Source organism: Corallococcus sp. AB030, from assembly GCF_003668965.1.
Taxonomy (GTDB): domain Bacteria; phylum Myxococcota; class Myxococcia; order Myxococcales; family Myxococcaceae; genus Corallococcus; species Corallococcus exiguus.
This window is the reverse complement of the sequence record NZ_RAWQ01000193.1, coordinates 1-21232: the sequence shown is the minus strand read 5'-3', so window position 1 is coordinate 21232 and position 21232 is coordinate 1. Positions and strand designations below refer to the sequence as shown.

Below are 21232 nucleotides of genomic sequence, written 5' to 3'. Positions count from 1 at the left end.
CAGTCTTGTCAACACGGGCACGTCCCGGAGCCCGGCGGGCGGCCAGGCGGGCATCCGTCGGGGCGGGTGGGTGGCCCCAGGGGACAGCGGTCCTAACTTCCCGGACGGGCAGGCGCGGACTTCCTCGCGCCCGAGGGGGAAACCATGACGGGCTTCAAGCGCGCGGTGGGATTGGGACTGTTGGTGGGTGGCGCCCTGGGAGGTTGGGGCTGCGGCAGGGAGCAGCCCTCGGAGGAGACGCAGGGGTTCCAGGACCCCGTCCAGCTCCAGCACCGCTCCCGCGCTGAACCGGCCGGTAAAGCGGCGAGCAGCCCGCTGCGCGATGAGGGCGGCGGCAAGCCGTACAACAGTGACAGCCTGGGCTCGCTGGGCGGCGGTACCGCGGCCCCCCACCGGATGGAGGGGAACACCGGCATGGGCCAGCGGACGGGTGGCAGCGGGGAGCTGGGCACGGGGCTCGCGGAGAGCTACCGGGGCACGGCCTCGGAGGGCACCGGTGGCTCCGGGCGCGACGCGGGCACGGAGATGATGGACGCGGGCACGCGGCGTTGAGGCACGCCACCTGAAGAGGGCGTCCTCGCGGGCGCCTCCTAGTCCTGGCGGCGCTTCACGTTCTTCAGCTGTTCATGCAGGTCCTTCACCTGCTTGAGGGTCGGCGTCTCACTGCCGCCCACGGCGAAGTCGTCCGCCAGCCTGTCGAAGAGCGTGCACTGCATCGACATGGCCTCGCAGCCATGGTTGTTCTTGAGCATCCGGTGGAGCGCCTTCGTCTGCGTCCATTCCTTTTCCAACTCCGGAGGGAGGCTGCTCTCCTTGACGGGAGCACGGGTCGGCGCGGCGCGCTTGCCGGGGCGTGACGGCGCCGCCTTCTTCGCGGCGGGAGCGGCGGCGCCCGGCGCCGGCGGCGCCTCCGTGCCGAGCAGGACGTCCAGTTCCACCTCCTGCGCGTCCGTGGAATCCGGCTCGGTGGGGGCCTGCGTGGACTCCGCCGGCGCGGTGGTGGGCGCCGTGGCCACGTTCTGGGCAGGAGGCGCGGGCGGACGCCCCTGGGGGTTCGCGGGCCGCGTGGGGATCTGCTGCACCGGGGTGGGCGGAGGCGGCGTCGACGTGCGCGACTGCTCCAGGCCCACGGCCACGCGCAGCTCGGGGACGAAGTAGAGCCCCGCGCCCACGATGGACAGCGCGACGACCATCAACAGAATGAACACCAGCGCCGAGCGCAGCGCCCCGCCCTTGCGGACCGGCGCTGGCTCGCGCCGCGCGGCACGCGGCGGCTCCGAGGGTTCCGGTCGCACCGGCACGGCCTTGCGCCGGGTCGCGTCGTCGCGCGTCGCGCGCGCGGTGGACGACTCGTCCGGATCCGCGGCGGGCGCGGGGGCGCGGGTGACGGCGCGCATGCTCGACGCGGTGCTGGAGCGCGGGGGCGGCGTGCCCGGCGACGAACCGCGCACGGCGCGCCGGGACCCGGTGCGGCCCCGGGCCGGCGCGGTGGGGCCGGTGTCGGCCTCACGCTTGCCGGTGGAAGGGGAGGTCTCGCGCAGCTGCGCCTCGTCCAGCATCACCCGGGCCTGCGGCTCCTCGCGGCGCGAGGCACGGGGCATGGAGATGCGCGGGTGCGTGTCCGCGTCGCCCTCGCGCGCGGCCGGGGCGTCGTCCGGCTCCGCGGAGATGTACGGCACGCTGGAGTCCGCCTCCAGGGCGCGGGCATCCACCGAGACCAGGTCCTCCGACGGCCGCGTGTCCTGCATCGTGGGCCGGGGAGTCGGACCCGAATCGAGCGGCTCGGAGTCCCGCGAGTCCTCTTCGGCCTCGAAGGAGTGCAAGGCGCCGGACTGGATGGAGGGCACCTGGATGGTGGGCGCCGCGTACGACGGCAGCGGCACTGACGCTGGAGCCGGAGCCGACCGGTTGCCATTCGACGGCGTCGTCACGCCGGGGCGCGAGGACGCCAGGGACGGCATCGCGGCCGTGGGGCGCTGGCCTTCCGGGACGCGGGCTTCCACGGCACGCGCGGACTCGGCGGCGCGGGGCGCATCGAAGCCGCGGGACGGCTCGGAAGCCCGGGGCGAATCGAAGCCCCGCGACGACTCCGACGCGCGCACCGACTCGTAGCTCGGCAGGGGCTCCGAGGCGCGAGCCGCATCGAACGCGGACGGCGGCGCGGGACGGCTGCCGTTCGACGGCGTCATGGCTCCAGGGCGCGCGGACGACAGGGACGGCATCGCGGAGGTGGGGCGCTGCCCCTCCGGGATACGCACCTCCGCGGCGCGAAGCTCGGCTCCCGCGGAGCGGCCTCCCTCGGGGATGGGCTCCGGCCACGGATAGGCGCTCTCGGGAAGCTCCTCGTCATCGGCGAACGGGCCGTCCGGCGGAGGCGGCGGCTCCATGAATGGCAGCGACTCACCCGCCGATTCGAACCGCGCCGCCCCGGAGTCGAAGGAAGGCAACGGCGGAGGCGCCACCGGCCGCGACGCATCCACCGGCACGACGGGAACGGGGCCATCCGCGGGCCGCACGGCGGGAATCGGCGCCATCGGAGGAGGCGGCACGCCCCGCGGGCCCACCGAATCGGAGAAGGGCAACGAAGCGCCCCGCCCTCCCGCGTCCGCGAACGGCCGCGACACCGGCACGTCCGGCACTGGAGGCGCGTCACGCGACGGCATTGCCGGCCCCGCGTACGGCAGCGACGTGGCGCGCGGCGCGGTGGGCTCCCCGTGCGGCTCGGAGGCCTGCAGCGCGTCCGCCCGGGGCGCGGTGGGCTCTCCCAGCAGCGGGGCCGGAACATCCGCCTCCACGGCGCGGTCCGAGGGAAGCCGGATGGCCGGCAGGCCCTCGAGGATGGTGGGCCGGTCCATCGCGTCCTGGCGGACCTCCACCGTGAGCGACGGCTCCGACGACGCGGGGCTGGGCCGCATCTTCGCGCGGGCCGCCTCCTCCAGCGCCTCCACCGGGAACGCGGGACGCGTGGACTCGTCCACCATCACGCCGGGGCGCGTCTCACCGTCGTCGCGCGCGCCGCCGCCGTCCTCGCGGCTCCGGGGCGTGGGATGGAAGGACAGGGGCTCCACCGGACCATCCAGGCGGATGGTCTTGGGCGGCAGCGTGGCCGCCGGCATCGTCGGGCGCGGCGCGGGGCCCAGCGCCTCGTACGTGCCGCTGGCGCGCACGTCGCGCGACACCTCGCGCAGGGACGTCAGCAGGCGCCGCTCGGACTGGTAGTCCGCGGAGAACAGGTCGCGCATGAAGCGGCTGACGCTCTCCGGGCCCGCGCTGGTGTCGATCTCCGTCAGGCACGCCTGCAGGCGCACCCGGAAGTCCTCCGCCGTCTGGAAGCGCTGGCCCGGCTCCACCGCCAGCGCCTTCGCCACCAGCTGCGACACCGCCGGCGGCGTCAGCGGCTCCACGTCACTGAGCGGCGCCACCTTCGGGTTCGCCACCGCGGACATCAGTTCGCCCGGCGGAAGCGCGTCGAAGGGGTTCTTGCCGGAGATGAGCTCGTAGAGGCACAGGCCCGCCGCGTACAGGTCGCTGCGGCGGTCCACCGGCTGGTGCCGGGCCTGCTCGGGCGACATGTAGAGGAACTTGCCCAGGATGATGCTGGGGTTCGTCTTCGCCGCCGACAGCCGGCTCTTCGCCAGGCCGAAGTCGATGACCTTCACCTCCCCCTCGTAGGAGATGAGGATGTTCTGCGGCGAGATGTCCCGGTGGACGAGCTTCAGCTCCTTCTCTTCCTCGTCCCGCTTGCGGTGCGCGTACGCCAGCGCGTCCAGCACCCGGCCCATCACGTACAGCACGAAGGTGAGCGGCAGCGGCGTCTGCCTGTCGCGCACGCGCGCGGCCACCTTGCGCAGGTCCTTGCCGTCCACGTACTCGAGGGCCATGTAGGCCTCGCCCTCGTGCACGCCCATGTCCAGCACCTGCGCGATGGACCCGTGCCCCAGCCGCACCAGCGTGCGCGCCTCACCGACGAAGCGGTCGACGAAGTCCTGGTCCTCCGCGAACTGCGGCAGGATCTTCTTGATGACGCACAGCTTCTCGAAGCCCTGCGCGCCCTCCAGGCGGGCGAGGTAGATCTCCCCCATGCCGCCGGTGGCCAGATGCGACAGGAGCGTGTACCGGCCGAAGGGTTGCGGCCGGAAGGGACGCAATCGGGCGGGCTGGTTCGAAGGGTTCATGCGGTGCGGGGGTCCACCACGGAAAGCGCATTGAACCCCGGGCAGGGGGCCCGCTTCAACCCGTCAACCGGCCGCGCCGGCCGCCTCACCGGATACCGGGGTTGGTCAGCATGCCCATGTCCTCTTCAATCACCTCGAAAACCGCCACCTTGTCGCGGGGCAGCCGCACCACCCGCTCGCCCAGGGGCATCACGTCGAAGCGGGCCCCGGTGGCCGCCAGCAGCTTGCCGGTCATCAGCACCTGGCCGGGCGCCGCGGTGGCGGCCAGCCAGCCAGCCACTCCCATGCCCTCTCCCACGGCGCTGTACTCCGTGCGGGCCTCGGTGCCGATCATCCCCACCAGCGCCTTGGTGGAGTGCAGGGCGATTCGCAGGTCGCACCGCTCGTCCTGGGGCCTGCGGGCCATGCCCCGTTCCCAGTCCGCGCGCAGGGCCAGCGCCGCGCGCACCGCGCGGACCGCGTCGTCGCCCTTGGCGTAGGGCACGCCGAAGAGGGCGCGCATGGACTCGCCCATGAAGCCTTCGACGGTGGCCTCGAAGCTGAAGACGATGCCGCTCATGCGCGCGTGGAAGTCGTTGAGCAGCTGCGTGGCCCGCGCCGCGCCCAGCCGGCCAATCACGGCGCCGAAGTCCGCCATCTCCGCGTGCAGCACGGTGAGGTTCTTCTCCTCCAGGCCCGGCAGCTTGCCGCCCGTGCGCTGGGCCTCGGCGGCGCGGCGCTCGGCCACCTCCGGCGAGTGGTAGCGCTCCAGGTTGCGCCGCATCCGGTCCGTGCTGGAGCCGTCGCGCACGGCGAAGCGCTGCACGCCGGCGGCCACCAGGTGGGCCACCGCGGTGCACGCGTCCAGCATCAACTCCAGGCTGGTGTCGCCCCCGCCGGGCACGTTGACGTAGAGCACGCCCGCGAAGGGCGGCTCGGTGCCAATGGGGATGCACAGCACCCGGTCCACGCCGTACATGATGACGCTCTCGCGTCCGGCGAAGCGGCGGTCGTCCTTCACGTCGCCCACGGCGATCGCGCGGCCCTGGCGGATGGCCTCGTCCACGATGGCGTCCGACACGGGCACTTCACCCTTGGCCAACCGTCCCCGGTGGCGCACCGCCGCGGGCACCAGCGGCCCGGTGGCGTGCTTGAGCAGCACCACCGCCGTGGTGGCGTCGGTGCGCTCCAGGAGCCGGTCCATCGCGGACTCCAGGAACGCGGTCAGCGTGCGCGCGGTGGCCAGCGCCTCCGCGGCGTGCACCAGCAGCACCAGCGTCTCGTAGGACACGCGTGGGCTGGCCACGGCGGAGCCCGCGGGCACGGGCGAAGGCCCGGAGAACGCGTCGTCGAACGGCAGCGGCCCCACGTTGTCCAGGAGGCGCAGCACGTCCGCGTCCTTGACGTTCTTGGCCATCAGCACGGACGGGCCCACGTCCGTGCCGTGCCCGAAGCGCACGACGCCGCCCGCGCCCAGGTCCATCATCTCCGTGGCGGCGTTCTCCACGGTGTGCGGCTGGCGCACCGCCAGGGTGTTCTCCCCCAGCGCCACGGTGTCGCCCGCGTTCAGGTGCTTGCTGCCCTGGAGCGGCGCACCGTTCACCCGGCTGCCGTTGCGGCTGCCCAGGTCCTCGATGCGCAGCACGTCACCTTCGACGTAGAGCCGCGCGTGCCGGCGCGACACCAGGTCGCCGCCCAGCACGATGTCGTTCTCGTCCGCCCGGCCGAGGCTGGTGACGCCCTCCGGCAGGTCGTACGACGTGTCGAAGTAGCCGGGGCCGTTGATGATGATCTGCCACATCGGGCGCAAGACATTACACGACCTCCCAATCTTCCGAGAGTCCGAGACGCTTTCCCGTGGAAGGCGGGCGTCCAGCCAGGGCCCCGGCCGCCCTCCCGCGTCGCGTCATACCCGGGGAGCCGCCGGATGCTGGGGTCGGAGTTCACCTGGGGCGGTGGATGAAGAGGGAATCACCCACGCGCAGTGTGCGGAATGCCGTCAACGGACGTGACGCGGGGCCCTGGAGCACGCCGCGGGTGGGTGCGGGTGCTCACCTCACGGCACGCCGCCGTCGGGGAGCTGGCCGTTCACCACCGACAGCGCATCCAGGTCGAACCCGCCGGACGTGCCGCCGTAGCTGTTGAGCCCCGTGTCGGTGAGGCGCACGAAGCGCGCACGGGGGAGGCCCACGTCCGCCAGGTCGAAGCCGTCCCCGCCCGCCACGGCCGGGTCGGTGGGGGACACGCCGTTGTCCGGGGCCGAGAGCACCGGATGCGTGCCTGCGCAGCCCGGGTAGCCGCCGTCCTTGTCGGTGGGGGCGCAGGGGAAGTCGAACCACGTGACGCCGTCGTCGCTGACGGACACGCTGGCCGTCTCCGCGTAGATGTCGCCGCCGTACTTCTGGAAGGGGTTTTCGAACACGAGCAGGTCCACGCCCGGGCCATCCACCGCGAACAGGTCGGTGAACTCCAGGGTGATGGAGCCGCCCCGCCCCAGCGACAGCACGTCCAGCGAGCCCGTGAACGGCCCCGCGCCCACGGGAGGCCCGAACACGACGTCCGGGAAGCGGTCCTGCCCGAAGCCGGCCGAGTCGCCAAACTGGTAGGCCGTCACCCGGTCCGCGAACGGATCCACCGGCCGCGAGCCCGCGTCGACACCGGCATCCGTGTCCGTCCCGGCGTCGACCTCCGTGCCTGCATCGGAGACACCGGCATCCGCGTGGGTGCCGGCGTCCACGATGTCCTCACCCGGAAGCGGACCGGGCTCCGAGTCGCCCGTGCACGCGCCCAGGGTCAGCAGCGCGCCGAGCGCGAGCAGCGGGCGCTTCATCACTGGCCCTGCCGGATGCGCACGAGGCGGCGGCCGTTGACGTCCTTCACGCCCACGAGCAGGTCCGCCCCCAGCGACGACAGCAGATCCACGGTCGTGCACGCATCCGGGGCGTTGAGCACCGCCGCACGCGTGCCCACGCTGATGGGCTGGCCGCCACCCAGGCCGGGCGTGAGCGAGAAGCGCGACACGTCGGTGACGCCGAAGCCCGCGGCGCCGTAGCCGCCGCGCGCCACCGCCACGCCGTTGCCGAAGCTCGCGGCGGCGTTGAAGTCAGAGCCCACGTCCACCTTCGGCTCGTTCGTGAGCACCACCGGCGTGCGCGAGGCCAGCGCCTCGCCCAGCTTGGTGTTGGACACGGCGTAGGCCACGTTCACGTACGTGTCCGCCTCCGAGTAGCCGAACACCGCGATGCCGTTGTCCGCGACGACGGTGAAGCCGCTGGCGCCCACCTGCGCCGGGAAGTCCGCCACCTTCACGGCGACGTAGGGCTTGGCGGAGGTCACCAGCGCGTAGACGCCCAGGCCGCCCGTCACCGTGTCCAGACCGCCGCCGTTGATGAAGAACGCGTCCGTGGTGCCCGCGGCGGTGTAGTTGCCCGGAGCGTCGAGGTAGAGCGCCGCGTCGCGCGCAGACGGATCCACCACCGCCACGGAGCCCGGGAAGCCCGCGCCGGACTTCGTGTAGCCCGCGAGCAGGCGCGTGCCGTCATAGGCCAGGAAGTAGGACAGGAAGGTGTCGGCCGCGTTGGCGCGGTCCGCGGGCGCGAGCACCGTTTCGAGCGCGGCGGTGCCCAGCGTCACGTCCGGCCAGGTCCCCAGCGCGAAGAAGTCGCGGCCCGTGGCCGTCTCGCGCAGCGCGAAGAGCGAATACGTGGGGCCGGGAGTGGACACCACCGCGCGAACCTCCGTGGACAGGTCCGCGGACTCCGCGACGCTGAAGCCCGCCTGGAGCTGCAGCGTGCCCAGCACCTGCTCGCGAGGCAGCGGGGCGCAAGCGACCGTGCCGCCATCCGTGCCCGCGTCGGTGCCGGTGCCCGCGTCCGTGCCGGTGCCCGCGTCCGTGCCGGTGCCCGCGTCGGTGCCGGTGCCCGCGTCGTCCTCGTCGATGTCGACGACGACCTGGGTGCACAGATCCGAGACACAGGCCCAGGCCTGGCCCGCCGGAGCCGCGCCCTTGTCGCGGCAGTCGAAGGCGTCCACGCACTCATCATCGCCGCAGCCCGTGCCCCCCAGCACCACCGCCAGCAGGGCGCCCATCAGCGCCGCGCGCTGGCCCTTCGTGCTCATCCGCTTCATGTCGGTCCGCATCGCGTCCTCGCTCCTGGCCTTCCCGCACGGAGGCGGAAGAAGGCATTCCCCTGTCGGGAGGCCGCGCGGACGAAAGGCACCGGACCGCAGGGCGCGTATCGCGTCCTGGAGGCCTGCCTTCGCCGTCAGCTCCCCGCGGAGGTTCCGGTCTGTCGCCGGGCCCTCCGTGGAGAGGACGCCGGATCGTCGCCAGGTCTTCGGACTCGCGGAAACGGGGTTCGTACGAACGCTGTTCCTGCTTACCGCTGCGGGGCAGTCCCGGACTCACACCGGGTTCCCTGGAAGCCCTCACGCCCCATGGCGTGAAAGCATCGATGACGGGGCGGGACTATGGCGCCACAGGGGCAAAGTCAATGCGACGCGGGCCCGGCGCGTCGGTCACGCATCAACACGTAGCGCCGCGTGCTGCCGTCCACGACGACAGTGGACACCACGCGCCAGCCCTCGCCGCCCAGCCGCTGGAGCTCCACGAGGTCCTCATCCGGACTCTCGCGCTTGACGAAGGTGTACTCGTACGCCGGTGCCGGAGGAGGCGCGGGCGGCGGCGGAGGCACTTCCTTCCTCGGCGCGGCGCGGGACGTCTGCGCCCAGACCACCGAGGGGAGGAGGAACGGAGCTGCCACGCCGAGCAGGACGCCCAGCAGCACGAGGAGTGAGGCGGAACGACGGTTCATGGAGGCACATCCGGGGGAGGGACAGCGGGCATCTAATGCCGCCACCCCCACCCCGGAAGCCTCGTGCGGTCCGGACTCGCCGTATGGGCGCGCGAGGCCACCGGGACCGTCCGCTGGAGAACGGCCCCGGCGCTCGTGCGCGACTACGGCAGCTGCACGCCGTTCACCACGGCGACGGCATCCAGGTCGAAGCCGCCGCTGGTGCCCGCGTAGCCGTTGGCGCCCGAGTCGCGGATGCGCACGAAGCGGGCACGGGTGAGGCCCACGCTCGCCAGGTCGAAGCCGTCCCCGCCCGCCACGGACGGGTCGGTGGCCGGGATGCCATTGGCGGGGTGCGAGTACACGGGCGTGACGCCCGCGCAGCCCGGGTAGTTGTTCGCCACGTCGGAGGACGCGCAGGGGAACTCGTGCCAGGTGACGCCGTCGTCGCTGACGGCCACCACGCCCGTCTCCGCGAACGGCTTGCCGCTCGGCTTGAGGAACGCGTTCTCGAAGACGAGCAGGTCCACACCCGGCCCGTCCGTGACGGCGATGTCCGTGAACTCCAGGACGATGACGCCGTTGCGCCCGAGCGACAGCACGTCCAACGAACCCGAGCCCGCGCCGTCCCCTCGCGGAGCGCCCAGCACGATGCCCGGCAGCTCGCTCTGACCGAACCCGGCGCCCGTGCCCGGAGAGAAGGACACGATGCGGTCCGCGAACGGGTCACCCACCAGCGGCTGGGCCTGGAGGGAGTCCTGCCAGTCCTCGCCGCCGCACGCCACGGTGAGGAGCGCGGTGAAGCCCAGCGCGCATGACTTCGGAAGAAGGGTCTTCTTCATGGGCGTGCTCACCGGAACTGAGGGGCCTGCTGGATGCGCACCAGGCGCGGGCCGTTCTTGTCATCCACGCCGACGAGCAGGTCCACGCCGATGGCGGTCATCCCGGTCACGCGCGTGCACTGGTCCGCGTAGACGAGGACTGGCTGACGGGCACCGACGGTCACGGTCGCACCTTCATCCGTCACGGTGAAGGCGAAGCGCGAGACGTCCGTGCCAGCGAAGTTGTAGTCGGGCGGGACGTAGTCGCCGCGGAGCACCGACACGCCTTCGCCGTGACCGGAGGCGGCCACGAAGTTGGAGCCCACGTCGAGCGCGGGCGCATCCGCCACGACGAACGGCGTGCCGGACCTGAGCGCCTCGGTGATGGCCGCCGGGGCCACCGCGCGGCCTTCGTTGAGGAAGGTGTCGTCGGAGAAGTAGCCGAGCATCGCGACGCCGTTGGTGGCCACGGCGGTGAAGCCGCTGCCGCCCGTCTCCGGCGGGAGCGTGCCCACCTTCAGCGCGGTGAACGGCGAGCTGTCCGTCTTCAGCGCGTAGACGGCCAGCCCCGCCGACACCGTGTCGAGCCCACCGCCGTTGATGAGGAACGCGCCCGGCACGACGCCCGCGGAGAAGTTGCTCGGCGCGGAGACATAGGTGGAGTTGGCGGGCGCGGAGACGTCATACACGCCCACGGAGCCCGGGAAGCCGGCGCCGGACTTCGTGTAACCGGTGAGGACGCGCTGGCCATCCGTCTCCACGAAGGGACTGAGGAAGAGCTTGGTGCCAGCGGCCCGGTCAGCGGGAGCGGCCACGTCGAACAGCGGCGCCGTTCCCAGCGACACCTGCGGCCATGTGCCCAGCGAGTACAGCGCGTGCGGCCCCGTGGAACTGCCTGACACCACTGTGTAGAGCGAATACGTGGGGCCGGGCGTCACGCCCACCGGGCCCGCGGACGCGGGAAGCGACGCGGACTCACCGGCCACGAAGCCCGACTGGAGCTGGAGCGTGCCCAGCTTCGGATCGTAGGTGGTGGTCTCGCACGGATCCGTACCAGCGTCGGTCTCCGTGCCCGCGTCGGTGGTCGTACCAGCGTCGGTCTCCGTGCCCGCGTCGGTGGTCGTACCAGCGTCGGTCTCCGTGCCCGCGTCGGTGGTCGTACCAGCGTCGGTCTCCGTGCCCGCGTCCGTCGTCGTACCGGCGTCGGCGCCCGTGCCTGCATCCGTCGTCGTACCGGCATCAGTCGTCGTACCGGCATCAGTCTCCGTGCCGGCGTCCGGCACGGGGATCGACGTCAGCTCGCACTTGTTCTCGACGCAGGTGTAGCGCTGTCCCGCGGGAGCGGCGCCCTGGTCGCGGCAGTCGAAGTCATCGACGCACTCATCACCGCAACCCGTGCTGGTCAGCGCCATCGCGAGGGTCGTCAGCACCCACGCGAAGCCCTGGACTCCCCGTCCCGTCATCATCCGCTCTGTCTTCATCCGCGACTGCTCCCTTGCATCGCCCCCACGGGCGAGGTGAATCCAAGGGGCGTGGACGGAGAGCGGACCGCGAACGAGGGACACGTCAGGACACGACACGCCGCGCGAGCGGAAGACCTCCGTCACCTCCCCTCGGAGGCTCCGGTCTGGCCATGCCCGGGGGCATGGGTCGTGGCAGGTCTTCGGACTCACAGGCGCGAGAGACCCTCATCGGGTCACCCACCTACTGGCCGTCGCTTCCCAGCCCATTGAAGGGCCAGTGCTTGCGAGGACGGCGTTCGTTCCTGATCACCGCTGCGGGGCAGTCCCGGACTCACACCGGGTTCCCTTTAAACGCCACACCGTGCGGATGCGGCGTACCAACGACGCGCGCTGGAGTATGGCGGACGGCAGGGCTTGTCAATACAAGCGGGGCCAACGCCTCACGGCACCGCGACGATGTCGATGGCATTGGATACGACGCGCCGAGGGTCCACCGGACACGCATCCAGCGCCGGGCCCGCCGCTTGCGGTGTGGAGTTGCCGCGCCGCTCGACGAGCTGGCCATCTCGCACCTCCACCACGAACACGCGGCCCGCGTTCACATCCGTGACGTACACGGCATTGCCCACCACCGCGAGCCGTCCTCCCACCGCGAGGTCACAGCCGTTCTCCGGCCCCCCGGTGCAGCCCGGCGACAGCGCATACGACGCCACGGGCTTGTCATCCTTCACCAGCACCAGCCCCGTGGCCCGCACCGCCTTGGCGCGGTAGCCACTCGCGGTGTCGAACACCGCCTCGCCCAGGCAACTCACCACCAGCTGGTCGCCCACCGCCTGCACGTCGCCCGCGTTGAGGCAATCCTTCGCGCCCAGGTCGATGGCATGCACCCCACCATCCACGGGGTCGATGCGCGCGAGCATCCCGGGCCCGTTGGGCAGATAGTCATTCGCGGGGTTCAGGTTGGTGAGCGCGACGTACACGCCCGAGTCCACGGACACCGCCGCGTACGGAAGCGCCATCGTCGTCCCGCCATCGAAGGACTTCAGGTCCAGGCCGGTGAGCGGAACGGTGTCCACGAGCCGGGGCTTCTCCGGGTTGCTCACGCTGACGCGAGCCACGGCGTTGCCCTGCTTGAAGTCGGAGCCGGCCGTGCCGAACAGCGGGATGTAGAACGTGTCGCCGCGCTTCGCGATGACCTGCGGGCTGGTGTTCGCGCCCAGGTTCACCTGCCCCACCGTGCGCAATCCCAACCCACCGCCCTGCCCGGCCCCTTCCCGCTTGAGCACCTGGAGCGTGTTGTTCACCGAGTCGAGGACATACACATACGGAGGGTCCACGAAGATGTCATTGGGCGAAGCCGCCACCGCGCCCAGCGAGTCCTCCTCCGCCACCGTTCCCAGCGCACCCGCCGGCGCCTGCGACAGCACCGAGCGCGCCGCGTCCGCCGCCAGCACCACGCCATCCCAGGCCGCCAGCGACTGCACACCCGAGCCAAACTGCCGCCGGGGCCCCATCCGGTCCGTCCCCGCCTGGATGCCCACGAGCTGCCCGTTGGTGTAGCAGGCCGTCACCACGTCATACATGCACCGGCCCGAGTGGCAGGACTGCACGTCCGGGCACGCCGCACCGCAAGCGCCACAGTTCAGCGGATCATTCGCGAGCACGACGCAGCTGTCCCCGCACCGCTCGGCACCGGCGGAGCATCCCTCTCGGCAGGTGCCGGATTCGCAGACCTGGCCGGACGGACACGCGGCGCCGCAAGCGCCACAGTTCAGAGGGTCGCTCGCGAGCGCGGCACACGCGTCACCACACGTCTCCGTGCCCGACTGGCATCCGCAAACGCCCGCCTGACACGTCTCCCCTGCTCCGCACGACGCACCACACGCGCCGCAGTTCGACGGGTCACCCTGGAGGTCCACGCATTCGGCGCCGCAGACGCTGAGGCCGGACGTGCACAGGACCTTCTCCTCCGGGCAGCCGGTGAGGAGCGCCGCCGCCAGGGCCGACAGCAGCAGCGCGAGCCGAGCATCAGGGAGGGGATGCGACATGGGAGTCCTCGGAGGGAGAAGGGTCGAGCGCCACGGAGAGCGTCACGTAGGCGGCGCGGCCGGGCAGCGGCATGCCGGTGTAGTCGGCGGTCCGCGCATCGAGCAGGTTCTTCACGTCGAACGACACGGTGAGGTCCGGCCGGTGCAGGAAGGTGCTGGAGGCCCCCACGCTCACCCAGGTGCGCGAAGGAAGGGACAGCCGAGCTTCGCCCACGCGGTTGATCAACTGCGAGGACTGGACGAGGACCTCGGTACGACCGTTGAGCCAGTCCGGTCCCACGCGCAACCGGCCCACCCACTTGTGGCGAGGGCGATACGGCAACTCCTTGCCGAAGTAGCGAGGGTCGCCGTAGCGGTTCTGCGTGCGGGTCCACGCATAGCTGCTGGTGACGGTGAGCCACGCGCGAGGCCGCGCCTCCAGCTCCACCTCCGCGCCCCACACGCGAGCGGCGGCGAAGTTGTAGGGCTTGGCGAGATTCGGGGGGTACAGCTCGTAGGCGATGAGGTTTTCGTACACCGCCGCGAAGCCGCCCGCGGTGACGTTCCAGATGTCGTCGCGCCACAGGGCCGCGGCGTCCACGGACAGGGCGCGCTCGGGCTTGAGCTCCGGGTTGGGCAGCAGCAGACCCTGACGGATGTAGAGCTCCAGGAACGACGGCGCGCGGTGGGACTGACCCGCGTTGGCGCGCACGCCGAAGCCGTGGCCCAGGTCCACGCTCGCGCCCAGCTTGGGCGACAGGAGCGAGTAGTGCCCCACGCGCTCCACGCGCAGCGAAGGCACGAGCTTCAATCGCTCGGAGAACAGGGACAGTTCGTCCATGGCCATGACGCTCGCGCGCCACCACGACGCGGCCTGCCCGCCCACGGTCTGCGTGACGGACTCCGATGATCCGGCGAGCGTGACGGCGAGCGCATTGCGCCCCAGCACCGCGCGCCCCTCCACCTCCACGCCGCCCACCGTGTAGCGCTGCGCGCCGGAGTCCACGCCGGTGGTTCCACCCGCGACATCCAGCCAGTCGCGACGGAAGAAGCCGCGAGCACTGCCCTCGCCCGTGTCACCGAAGGGCCGCGCCCAACGAGCGCCCAGCGACAGTCGCGTCTGGTCCTGGCGTCGGGACACGGTGGGGTTCTGCACGGTGCCCGCGAGCGCGCGGTCCTCCAGCGACAGCTCGGCGAGCACATCCACGCGCCCGCCACCGTCCAGACCATGCCGGTACTTCAGGAGCGCGCCGCCACCGCGAGCGTCATTGCGCGTGCGCACCTCCTGCGTGAGCGGGTTGTCGTCCAGCGCGGGCAGTTCGTCGACGCGGTAGCTGAAGTCGCCCTGGGAACGGCCGCCGTGCAGCAGCACCAGCGCCTGACCCTCGAGCAGCGCGCCCGACGCGGCGACGTGGGCCATCACGGTGTCGAAGCTGCCGTAGGTGACTTCACCGCTGGAGAGCAGCCGTGACGAAGGCGCTCGGGTGACGAGGTTGACCGCGCCGCCCAGTCCGCCCGCGCCGTAGCGGGCACCTGCCGCGCCGCGGAGGATCTCCATCCGCTCCAGCAGCGCGACGGGGATGAGCGACAGGTCCGCGACGCCGCCCGCGCCGTTGAGCGGGATGCCGTCCAGGAACACGAGCACGCCATTGGACGACGCGCCGCGAACCACCAGGCTCTTGCTCTGCCCGTATCCGCCGGAGTCCTGCACGACAAGGCTCGCGGATCCACCGAGCAGCTCCGCGGTGTCGCGCGCTTCGCCCACGCGCTCGCGAGCGTCGATGACGGTGATGGCGCCGGTGGGGTCGCGGCGTCGAGCGGAGTCGACGGGAGCTTCGGGGACTTCCTTGCCGATGACCTCCACGGTGGGGAGGACGAACTCAGGAAGCGGCGGCTCGCTGCTCTCGGGCGCAGGCGTTTCCTGCCCGGCCCGGGCCTGTCCCTGGAAGCTGAGCACCAGACCGATGACGGTCCGGGCGAGAAGCGAGCGCAACATGCTCCGCCTTCCGCTCCCTCCGTCGAAGAGAGAAGGCCTCACGGCAGCACCGCTGCCGCACCCCTGGGCAGGTCTCCTGGCTGACAGGCTCCAGACGTGGGCGCACGCTGCGCCCTTCTGGAAGGAACCCTCCACCTTCCCTTCGCATCCGCTGACGCGAAAGTGGTGACAGCCGAGGCTTCCGGCCCTGGACCTCAGGGCAACCCGTTCACAGTGGCGGGACCGCGCCGGACTCGCACCGGCTTCCCTCTTGAAGGCCCGGCATGGGCACCCAAGGGCCCGGCCCTTCTAGGAGGTCACCCCCAGCCCGTCAAGGCACGGGCGCCGACGCGCCGTAGCGCAGTCCGTCGATGAGCAGGTCGACCATCCTGCGAGTGAAGCCGGGGCCGACCTCCGCGACAGGAACGCAGAGATTCGCCACGCCACGCAGGAGTTCGTACGCGTTGACGTCCTTGCGCACCTGCCCTGCCGCCGCCGCCGCGCCGAGCAGCGACTGGAGCACCGGTTCGAGGTGCTCCCGGAAGTACGCGGGCAGCGCCTGATACGCCGGATCCTGGGCATTGAGCGACGCGGCAAGCCCTCGCTTGGTGGCGATCAGGCTCGTGAACCGGTGAAGCCACCGCGTCAGCGCTTCGAACGCCTCATGCTCGCGCGCCAGCGCTGGGGCTTCGGCCGCGCATGCGTCGATTTCGCGCCGGTACACGGCGGCGATCAAATCGGCCCGCTGTGGAAAGTGCCGATACACCGTCGCGATGCCGACGCCAGCACGGCTCGCGATCTCGCGGACGGGCGCGTCGACTCCGGACTCGGCGAACACGGCCTTCGCCGCCTCAAGCAGCGAGTCGAGGTTCCGCTGGGCATCCGCTCTGGGTGTCTTCTTCATCGCCTTGACAAACGGAACATGGTTCCGCATATGAAAGTCCGCACCGGAACAACGTTCCGTATAGCCCAACCGCAAGAAGAGAGGAAGCCATGACCCCGACCCACCGCACGACGCAACTCGGCATGACTGGCCCGCGGGTATTCCCCATCGCGCTCGGCTGCATGGGCATGTCCGGGGCGTACGGACCGTCCGACGAGGCCGAAAGCATCGCGACGGTCCGCGAGGCGATCGACCGAGGGGTGACGCTGCTGGACACCGCCGACTTCTACGCCAGCGGACACAACGAGTTGCTCATCCGCCGCGCGATCGAAAGCCAGCGCGACAAGGTGCGGCTCTCGGTGAAGTTCGGGGCCATGCGGGGGCCGGACGGGGTCCCAGTGGGCTTCGATGCTCGCCCCACGGCGGTGAAGAACTTCGTCACGTACAGCCTGCAGCGGCTCGGCGTCGATTACATCGACGTCTATCGCCCCGCCCGGCTGGACCCGACCGTGCCGATTGAAGACACGGTGGGCGCGATCGCCGACCTGGTGAAGGGCGGCTACGTGCGAAGCATCGGGCTCTCCGAAGTGAGCGCCGAGACGATCCGCCGCGCGGCGAAGGTGCACCCCTTGAGCGACCTGCAGATTGAGTACTCGCTCATCACGCGCGAGCCTGAGAAGACCCTCTTCCCCACACTCACCGAGCTGGGCATGAGCGCGACGCTGTACGGCGTGCTCTCCCGCGGACTGTTGACGGGCGCGAAGGTGGAAGGTGCCCGCATGCACTATCCTCGCTTTGCTGGTGAAGCGGGCCAACGCAACGCAGCAACCGTCGCGCGCTTCCATGCGTACGCCGCGGAGCGCGGGATGACACCCGCGCAGCTCTCCGTGGCGTGGGTGCTGGCGAAGCAACCGGCGTTCGTGCCCGTGGTCGGCGCACGCACGCGCAAGCAGCTCATCGACGTGCTCGGCGCGCTGGAGAAGCCCCTGTCGCCCGACGACGTGGCCGCCGTAGAGGCGATCCTTCCGAAAGAGGCGATCGCTGGTACGCGCTACCCTGAGCAGCAGATGAAGCTGCTCGACAGCGAGCGCTGAGGAGGCGTCCATTCCCTCGCCCCAATTGTCGCAGCAGTGCTGCGACAATCTCCGCGTCGGGAAGGTCGGTGGCGAGTTGGAGCGACCGGCGCAGGTTCATCTCGCCGAAGCCGCGTCAGGAGCGCGCCTCCAATTGTCTCCGCACTGCGGAGACAATCCGGCTACCGTGTTCTGCGGAACCTCCGCCGTCCCCCGCGCAGAAACCCCACGCAGAGGATGATGACGTAAGCACCTAAGAACGAGAAGAAGCCGGCTAAACGACCGGCTGTCAGCGAAGTCCCCCTGGGATATTCTCGGCCTCAATCGCAGCGGGTTCGTCCGCCGTCGGGGGGTAAATGGCCACGTTCGATTCAACCAAGACCCAGCTCAGCACTCTTCTAGCCAGGGTAGAGCAGGGCAAGCTCCAACTGCCCGACTTCCAACGCGGGTGGGTTTGGGACGACGAGCACATCCGGTCACTGCTCGTCAGCATCGCGCGCTCGTTCCCTATCGGCGCGGTGATGTTGCTCGAAACCGGAGGAGAAACGCGCTTCCAGGTACGTCCCGTCGAAGGTGTCGATCTGCCTCCAAATTCACTGGGGCTCGCCGAAGAACTCATTCTAGACGGGCAGCAGCGTCTCACGTCGCTGACCCAGGTGCTGAAGCTCGACAAGCCCGTGGCGACACGCGACGCGAAGAAGCGCGAGCTTCGTCTTCACTATTACTTCGACATCGAGAAGGCGCTCCAGGGCCCGGAAGCACTCGCGGACGCCATTGTCGCGGTCGATGAGGAGCGCACGCTACGCAGCAATTTCGGTCGCAAGATCGAACTCGATCTCAGCACGCGGGATAAGGAAATCGAGGCGTTCTACTTCCCGTGCAGTCAGATCGTGAACTCGGACGACTGGGAGCAGCGCCTCTCAGAGAAAGCCCCTGAAAAGCTCGTCCGGTTCATGAAGTTCCGACGACAGATCGTCGAGCCGTTCCGCAGCTACATGCTGCCCGTGATCAGCTTGAAGAAGGAAACCTCGAAGGAGGCGGTCTGCCTGGTGTTCGAGAAGGTGAACACAGGAGGCGTCCCGCTATCCGTCTTTGAACTCGTCACGGCTACATGGGCAGCTGATGGGTTCAATCTCCGCGACGATTGGTTTGGAGGCCGAGGCAATACCGGCCGCCAAGCTCGCTTGAGCAAGCGACCACTCCTTCGCGACCTGCAACCGACGGACTTCTTGCAGGGCATGTCGCTTCTCTACTCATCAGAGCGCCGATCACAGGATCTGGCAGCAGGGCGCTCCGGCAAGGAAGCCGCCAGCGTCACCGCGAAGCGCGAGCACATCCTCGAAATGCCGCTCACCGCCTACAAGAAATGGTCCGAGCCACTGGCTCAGGGATTCGAACAGGCCGAACGTTTTCTGCGGAGCGAAGGGTTCCACCATCCGAAGTTCGTGCCGTACCGAACGCAGCTCACGCCTTTGGCAGCGGTGCTGGCTCGCCTCCGTGAACGGTGGCTTGAGCCGCAGATCCGCACCAAGATCGCGCGGTGGTTCTGGTGCGGCGTCTTCGGTGAGCTGTACGGTGGCGCAGTGGAGACGCGCATCGCGCTCGACGTCCAACAGCTCCTGGCGTGGATCGAGGACTCCACGGCGCCAGAGCCAGCAACCGTTCAGGCCGCAGGCTTCAACCCGAACCGCCTCGACACCCTACGATCGCGCACGAGCGCGGCCTACCGAGGACTGTACGTGCTGATTCAGCGTGAAGGTGCCTGCGACTTCTTCTGGAAGGCGCGCATGGCCGACCTCGACCTTGATGACGTCAAGCTCGACATCCACCACATCTTCCCGAAGAAGTGGTGTGTGGACCGAAGCATCCCTCCGCGTGTCTTCAATGCGATCGTCAACAAGACGGCCATCTCGTACAAGGCCAATAGGATGATCGGAGGCAAGGCGCCGTCGTTGTACCTGAAGCAGATCCAGGACCACGCCCAGGTGCAGATCAAGGATACCGTGATGGACGACATCCTAAAGAGCCATGTGATCGATCCAGCCATCCTACGGGCTGACTCGTTCGAGGCATTCTATACCGCCCGTAAGATGGCGCTCCTCGGGCTCGTGGAACGGGCAATGGGCAAGGCCTCCAGCGAGGCGTCTCCCGTGGCCGCAGATGATGGCGATATCGACGACGAGGATGAGGGAGAGGCTGCTGCCTGAGTGCCGCAGCGATCTCATCCCAGCGAAAGCATCACCGCAGGGTGGTGAGCCGATTCGCCGCTGGCTCCCCAGGATCGGGACTGTCGCGACGCTTTCGCAACAATCGCGAGAGTCCCTCTCCGGAAGTTCGCCTTTACTCCCAGCTTGAAGCCGAGAGGCACGAGGCAGAAGGCACCATCGCGCGCGTCCAAGTGGGTGAATGTCCCTGGCGCCCTCCCCGGGCATGGGTGAACACATTCCCGCCCAGCCCTTCGACCTCCGCCCGACTCTCACTCCTCAAGACCCCCACTGGAGCATCCACGCCCATCCCCGCGCGTGGACGCCGCGAGCACCGCCGCACGGTGCGCTGACTTCACTTCAGAGGAGCACGCCGCTGGCACGCGGGCTGCTCAAGCCCGGACGCGACCTCAGGCGGTCGAGCCAGCGAGGTGCCCGGGCCGTGGTGGCGCGGGATTCTGAAGGGGGAAGCGTGTCGATGCTGATGGCGGGGAAGCGGTTGGCGGTGTTCTCCATCCGCGAGGGCAAGGGCGGGAGCATCTGGGTGCGCGCGGGCAGCGCGTTCGTCAACAAGGACGGTTCGCTCAACGTGCTGCTGGACGTGCTGCCCCTGGACGGGAAGCTGCACGTGCGCGAGGCGGCGGAGAAGCGCGACACGGCGGCCGGCAGCCGCTTCGGCGGCGAGCCTTCGCTGGAGGCGGGCGCGGAGGGCCACTCGTGAAGTGGGCCTGGGCGTGGGTGTTGGGCTGCGTGCTGATGGGGCCGGGGCGTGCGGATGCCGCCAGCCCGCGCATGCAATACGTGGGGGTGGTCAACCTGAACGAAGCCACGGCGGCGGAGCTGGACCTGCTGCCGGGCGTGGGTGAGAAGGCGGCGCAGCGCATCCTCGAGCACCGCAAGAAGCGGCCCTTCGGTCGCGTCGAGGAGCTGGTCCGGGTCAAGGGCTTCGGCAAGAAGAAGTTCCTCAAGCTGAGGGCCCACCTGGCCCTCACCGGCCCCACGACGCTCAAGAAGGAGCAGGTCCCCGCCCCCCTGCCGCCGGGAAGGGAGGCAAGCGCCACGAACCCATGACAAATACAACCATCGGTTGAGTCAGGCTCAGGAGGGCCGCCATTCCCGGGCTCCGGCATGCCCGGGGATGGCGGCTTTCCGCCGACTCCCAAGGCCTCCAGTCAGGCGGCCCCATCCTGACGCGAGCACCCATTCCGGATTTTGCTGGAACGCCCAAGCTGACGCGCTAGGACACGCCCACCTTTGGAACACAACGAAAAGACAGGGAGGCATGAGGTGAGGGAGGATGCGCCCATGAAGGACATACAAGCCCCGGAGTCGATACAAGGCCCGGACGGCAGCAGGTCCCGGGGTCCGCAACAGCCGCAGCCGTTGGGCGAGGTGCTGGAGTTCATGCGCCTCCTGTGGGCCGTGGATCATGGTCTGCAGTCCACGTCCAAGCGGATGGAGTCCACGCTGGGACTCACCGGCCCGCAGCGGCTGGTCATCCGGCTGGTGGGCCGCTTCCCGGGCATCACCGCCGGCGCGCTCGCCAACATCCTCCACGTGCACCCCAGCACGCTCACCGGCGTGCTCAAGCGCCTGGAGAAGCGCGGGCTGCTGGAGCGCAAGTCGGATCCGCTCGACGGTCGCAAGGCGCTCTTCGCGCTCACCGACTCCGGCCGCGCGCTGGACATCCCGTCCGAGGGCACCGTCGAGTCCGCCGTTCAGCGCGTGCTCGCCCGCCTGCCCCGCGACCGCATCGTCGTCACCCAGGAAGCGCTCAAGGCGCTCGCCGAGGAGCTGGGCGGCCTCTCCGCGCCCCTGGAGGAAACTCCGGCTCCCTCC

At 70.2% G+C, this 21232-nt stretch carries 16 protein-coding genes and 3 riboswitches; of the genes, 6 read left to right on the top strand and 10 right to left on the bottom strand.

What is annotated here, in order from left to right:
* The first annotated feature begins 144 nt into the window (after positions 1–144).
* On the top strand, positions 145–552 hold the full coding sequence (locus D7Y15_RS34030) for a hypothetical protein (RefSeq protein ID WP_120579215.1): 408 nt from the start codon (positions 145–147) through the stop codon (positions 550–552).
* A gap of 38 nt (positions 553–590) precedes the next feature.
* On the opposite strand, the gene D7Y15_RS34025 is transcribed toward D7Y15_RS34030, so the two are convergent.
* The 10 genes from D7Y15_RS34025 to D7Y15_RS33975 form a co-directional block, all read right to left on the bottom strand.
* Entirely contained in the window at positions 591–4175 is a 3585-nt protein-coding gene (locus D7Y15_RS34025) for a serine/threonine-protein kinase (protein ID WP_121755182.1), read from the bottom strand.
* A gap of 85 nt (positions 4176–4260) precedes the next feature.
* On the bottom strand, positions 4261–5955 hold the full coding sequence (locus D7Y15_RS34020; RefSeq protein WP_121755181.1) for an FHA domain-containing protein: 1695 nt from the start codon (positions 5953–5955) through the stop codon (positions 4261–4263).
* Positions 5956–6210: 255 nt separating this feature from the next.
* Complete coding sequence (locus D7Y15_RS34010; RefSeq protein WP_121755180.1) at positions 6211–6984, bottom strand: cell surface protein; 774 nt, start codon at positions 6982–6984, stop codon at positions 6211–6213.
* The gene (locus D7Y15_RS34005) at positions 6984–8294 is read right to left on the bottom strand and encodes a hypothetical protein (protein ID WP_121755179.1); all 1311 of its coding nucleotides are present in this window, start codon (positions 8292–8294) and stop codon (positions 6984–6986) included. Before D7Y15_RS34005 ends, D7Y15_RS34010 begins: the two co-directional genes overlap by 1 nt.
* 170 nt (positions 8295–8464) lie before the next feature.
* Positions 8465–8622, bottom strand: a riboswitch (cobalamin riboswitch).
* 22 nt (positions 8623–8644) lie between these two features.
* Entirely contained in the window at positions 8645–8968 is a 324-nt protein-coding gene (locus D7Y15_RS34000) for a hypothetical protein (protein WP_120579220.1), read from the bottom strand.
* 143 nt (positions 8969–9111) lie between these two features.
* Positions 9112–9789, bottom strand: coding sequence for a cell surface protein (locus D7Y15_RS33995; protein ID WP_121755178.1), 678 nt, complete (start codon positions 9787–9789; stop codon positions 9112–9114).
* An 8-nt stretch (positions 9790–9797) separates the two neighbouring features.
* Positions 9798–11249 (bottom strand): hypothetical protein, encoded by a 1452-nt coding sequence (locus D7Y15_RS33990; RefSeq protein WP_121755177.1) that lies wholly within the window; start codon positions 11247–11249, stop codon positions 9798–9800.
* A 155-nt stretch (positions 11250–11404) separates the two neighbouring features.
* Positions 11405–11628: riboswitch (cobalamin riboswitch) on the bottom strand.
* 43 nt (positions 11629–11671) lie between these two features.
* Positions 11672–13279, bottom strand: coding sequence for an MXAN_6577-like cysteine-rich protein (locus D7Y15_RS33985; RefSeq protein WP_121755176.1), 1608 nt, complete (start codon positions 13277–13279; stop codon positions 11672–11674).
* Entirely contained in the window at positions 13260–15254 is a 1995-nt protein-coding gene (locus D7Y15_RS33980; protein WP_121755175.1) for a TonB-dependent siderophore receptor, read from the bottom strand. Before D7Y15_RS33980 ends, D7Y15_RS33985 begins: the two co-directional genes overlap by 20 nt.
* Positions 15255–15317: 63 nt before the next feature.
* A riboswitch (cobalamin riboswitch) is annotated at positions 15318–15529 on the bottom strand.
* Between the two features lie 35 nt (positions 15530–15564).
* Positions 15565–16137: a TetR/AcrR family transcriptional regulator gene (locus tag D7Y15_RS33975; RefSeq protein WP_233597258.1), complete on the bottom strand. Its 573-nt coding sequence runs from the start codon at positions 16135–16137 to the stop codon at positions 15565–15567.
* Between the two features lie 89 nt (positions 16138–16226).
* On the opposite strand from D7Y15_RS33975, the gene D7Y15_RS33970 reads away from it, so the two are divergent.
* The 5 genes from D7Y15_RS33970 to D7Y15_RS33950 all read left to right on the top strand — a co-directional run.
* Positions 16227–17210, top strand: coding sequence for an aldo/keto reductase (locus tag D7Y15_RS33970; protein ID WP_120579226.1), 984 nt, complete (start codon positions 16227–16229; stop codon positions 17208–17210).
* 335 nt (positions 17211–17545) lie between these two features.
* Positions 17546–19396, top strand: a complete 1851-nt coding sequence (locus D7Y15_RS33965) for a DUF262 domain-containing protein (RefSeq protein WP_120579227.1) — start codon at positions 17546–17548, stop codon at positions 19394–19396.
* Between the two features lie 475 nt (positions 19397–19871).
* On the top strand, positions 19872–20114 hold the full coding sequence (locus D7Y15_RS33960) for a hypothetical protein (protein WP_120579228.1): 243 nt from the start codon (positions 19872–19874) through the stop codon (positions 20112–20114).
* Positions 20111–20464: a helix-hairpin-helix domain-containing protein gene (locus D7Y15_RS33955; protein WP_120579229.1), complete on the top strand. Its 354-nt coding sequence runs from the start codon at positions 20111–20113 to the stop codon at positions 20462–20464. The genes D7Y15_RS33960 and D7Y15_RS33955 overlap by 4 nt, the downstream gene beginning before the upstream one ends.
* A gap of 234 nt (positions 20465–20698) precedes the next feature.
* Positions 20699–21232: MarR family winged helix-turn-helix transcriptional regulator (locus D7Y15_RS33950; protein WP_148712934.1), on the top strand; the 534-nt coding region annotated here is incomplete at its 3' end.